The organism is Acidovorax sp. KNOB132 (assembly GCF_057541515.1).
In genome coordinates, this window is the sequence record NZ_BAAJYT010000336.1 from 1 (window position 1) to 3,281 (window position 3,281).

Below are 3,281 nucleotides of genomic sequence, written 5' to 3' on the forward strand. Positions count from 1 at the left end.
CCAGGCGCTGGATCTCGCGCTCCTCGGCCTCGGGCAGGCCGCTCGGGCAGTGGTACTGCGTGACGTCGGTGAAATACTTGTTCTGGTAGTCGTAGTTGCCGGCCGGCGCCACGATGCGGATCACCGGCAGCGCATGCGCATCCGCCCCCTGGCCCAGCACCGGGCAGGTGGTCTCGTCGCCTTCGATGAATTCCTCGCACAGCACTTCGGGGTCGTAGCGGGAGGCCAGCAGGTAGGCCTGTTCGCACTGCCCGGGCGAGGTCACTTTGGTCAGGCCGATGGTGGAGCCTTCGCGCGAGGGCTTGACGATCATCGGCGCGCCCAGCGCCTGCAGCGCCTGCGCGGTCTCGGCGGCGCTCGACACCAGGCGCCAGTCCGGCGTGGGCAGCCCCTCGAAGCGCCAGATGCGCTTGGTCATGATCTTGTCCATCGCGATGCTGGACGCCATCACGCCGGGGCCGGTGTACGGAATGCCGAGCAGCTCGAGCGCGCCCTGCACCGTGCCGTCCTCGCCATGGCGGCCGTGCAGGGCGATGAAGCAGCGCGCATAGCCGCCGTGCCGCAGCTCGGACAGGTCGGTCTGCGACGGGTCGAACGCATGCGCGTCCACGCCGCGGGCGCGCAGCGCCTGCAGCACGCCGCCGCCGGACATCAGCGAGACCTCGCGCTCGGCGGACGAGCCGCCCATCAGCACCGCGACCTTGCCCAGGGCGCGCACGTCGATGGCAGGGGTGTCTTCGTGGCTCATCGCGCGACCTCCGCCAACGCTGGCGCTTCTTCTTTCTGCAGCATTTCCACCACCTTCGCCGGCACGGCGCCGATGGAGCCCGCGCCCATGCACAGCACCACGTCGCCATCCCGGGCGTTGTCCACGATCGCCTGCGCGAGCAGGGCCACGTCGTCCACGAACACCGGCTCGACCTTGCCCGCCACGCGCAGGGCGCGCGTGAGCGACCGGCCGTCGGCGGCGACGATCGGCGCCTCGCCGGCGGCATACACCTCGGTCAGCAGCACGGCGTCCGCACTGCCCATGACCTTCACGAAATCCTCGAAGCAGTCGCGCGTGCGGCTGTAGCGGTGCGGCTGGAACGCCAGCACCAGGCGCCGGCCCGGGAAGGCACCGCGCGCCGCGGCCAGCGTGGCCGTCATCTCGACCGGGTGGTGACCGTAGTCCTCGATCAGCGCGAACCTGCCGCCCCCCCGGCGCGGCGATGTCGCCGTAGCGCTGAAAGCGCCGGCCCACGCCCTTGAACTGGGCCAGGGCGCGCAGCAGCGCGTCGTCGGGAATGTTCAACTCCACCGCCACCGCGATGGCCGACAGGGCGTTCAGCACGTTGTGCTCGCCCGCCAGGTTCAGCACCACGTCGATGTCGGGCAGCGTGACGCCGTTGCGCCGCTGCACGCGAAAACGCATCTGGCCCGCATCGGCCCGCACGTCCACCGCGCGCACCTGGGCGTCTTCGGAGAAGCCGTAGCTCGTCACCGGACAGGTCACGTCGGCCAGGATGTCGCGGATGGCCGGGTTGTCCACGCACAGGATCGCCGTGCCGTAGAACGGCATGCGGTGCAGGAACTCGACGAACGCGCCCTTGAGGCGGCCGAAGTCGTGCCCGTAGGTTTCCATGTGGTCGGCGTCGATGTTCGTCACTACGGCCATCACGGGCAGCAGGTTGAGGAACGAGGCGTCGGACTCGTCCGCCTCCACCACGATGTAGTCGCCGCTGCCCAGCTTGGCATTGGCGCCCGCGCTGTTGAGCCGCCCGCCGATCACGAAGGTCGGGTCGAGCCCGGCCTCGGCCAGCACGCTGGTCACCAGGCTGGTGGTGGTGGTCTTGCCATGCGTGCCGGCGATGGCGATGCCGCGCTTCAGGCGCATCAGCTCGGCCAGCATCAGCGCGCGCGGCACCACGGGAATCTTCTTTTCGCGGGCGGCCAGCACCTCGGGATTGTCGGCCTGCACCGCCGTGGAGGTGACCACCGCATCCGCCCCCTCGATGTGCGCGGCCGCATGGCCCACGCAGGTGCGGATGCCCAGCGCCTGCAGGCGGCGCAGGGTGGCGCTGTCGGACAGGTCCGAGCCCGAAATGCCGTAGCCCAGGTTGAACAGCACCTCGGCGATGCCGCACATGCCGGCGCCGCCCAGGCCGACGAAATGGATGTGGCGAATGGCGTGCTTCATGCCAGCTCCTCGCAGGCAGTCGCCACTTCGCGGGTGGCGTTGATCTTTTGCATGTTTTTGGCCTTCTGCGCAATATCCACTAGGGCATCGCGCTCTGAATTTTGTAGCAACTTCGCCAGCCACTCGGGGGTGAGGTCGCGCTGCGGCACGAGCCACCCGCCACCGGCGTCCACGAGGAAGCGGGCATTGGCGGTCTGGTGATCGTCCACCGCATGGGGGAACGGCACGAACACCGCCGCCGCGCCCACGGCGGCGATCTCGGTGACGGTGCTGGCGCCCGCACGGCAGACGATGAGGTCCGCGTCGGCGAACGCCGCCGCGGTGTCGTCGATGAACGGCGTGAGCGTGGCCTGCACGCCCGCCTTCGCGTAGTGCTCGCGCAGCGCATCGATCTGCGCTGCGCCGCTCTGGTGGGTGACGACGGGCCGGCGGTCCGCCGGAATCAGCGCCAGGGCCTGCGGAACGATCTCGTTGAGCGCGCGGGCGCCCAGGCTGCCGCCCACGACCAGGAGGCGCAGCGGCCCCGTGCGGCCGGCGAAGCGCTCGGCCGGCGCGGGCTGCTGCGTGAAGGCGGTGCGCAGCGGGTTGCCCACCCACTGGGCCTTCTTGAGCACCCCGGGAAAGGCCGTGAAGATGCGGTCGGCCACGCCGGCCAGCACCTTGTTCACGAGGCCGGCCACCGAGTTCTGCTCGTGCAGCACCAAAGGCTTGCCCAACAGCACGGCCATCATCCCGCCCGGAAACGTCACATAGCCGCCCAGGCCCACGACCACGTCGGGGCGCACGCGGCGCACCACGGCCAGCGACTGCCAGAAGGCGCGCAGCAGGCGCAGCGGCAGCAAGACCAGCGTGAGCAGCCCCTTGCCGCGAACGCCGGAAAAATCGATGGGCTCGAACGCGAACCCGCGCGGCGGCACCAGGCGCGACTCCATGCTGCCGGGCGTGCCCAGCCAGTGCACGCGCCAGCCGCGCGTGCGCAGCTCCTCGGCCACGGCCAGGCCCGGGAAGATGTGGCCGCCGGTGCCGCCGGCCATGATGAGCGCGGTTTTGGGTGCGCTCATACGCGTCCACCCCGCACCGTGCGCTGCGCGCCCGGCATGGC

Annotated in this window: 2 protein-coding genes and 1 pseudogene; all 3 read right to left on the bottom strand. The window is 70.6% G+C overall.

Features of this window, described 5'->3' with window-relative positions; genetic code table 11:
- Window positions 1-748: D-alanine--D-alanine ligase (locus tag AC27IO_RS22050; protein ID WP_487115920.1), on the bottom strand; the 748-nt coding region annotated here is incomplete at its 3' end.
- Window positions 745-2,179 (bottom strand): annotated as a pseudogene (murC, locus tag AC27IO_RS22055) (UDP-N-acetylmuramate--L-alanine ligase). The pseudogene murC and the gene AC27IO_RS22050, both read right to left, overlap by 4 nt.
- The gene (murG, locus tag AC27IO_RS22060; RefSeq protein ID WP_284429472.1) at window positions 2,176-3,240 is read right to left on the bottom strand and encodes an undecaprenyldiphospho-muramoylpentapeptide beta-N-acetylglucosaminyltransferase; all 1,065 of its coding nucleotides are present in this window, start codon (window positions 3,238-3,240) and stop codon (window positions 2,176-2,178) included. Before murG ends, murC begins: the two are co-directional and overlap by 4 nt.
- Window positions 3,241-3,281 lie beyond the last annotated feature (41 nt).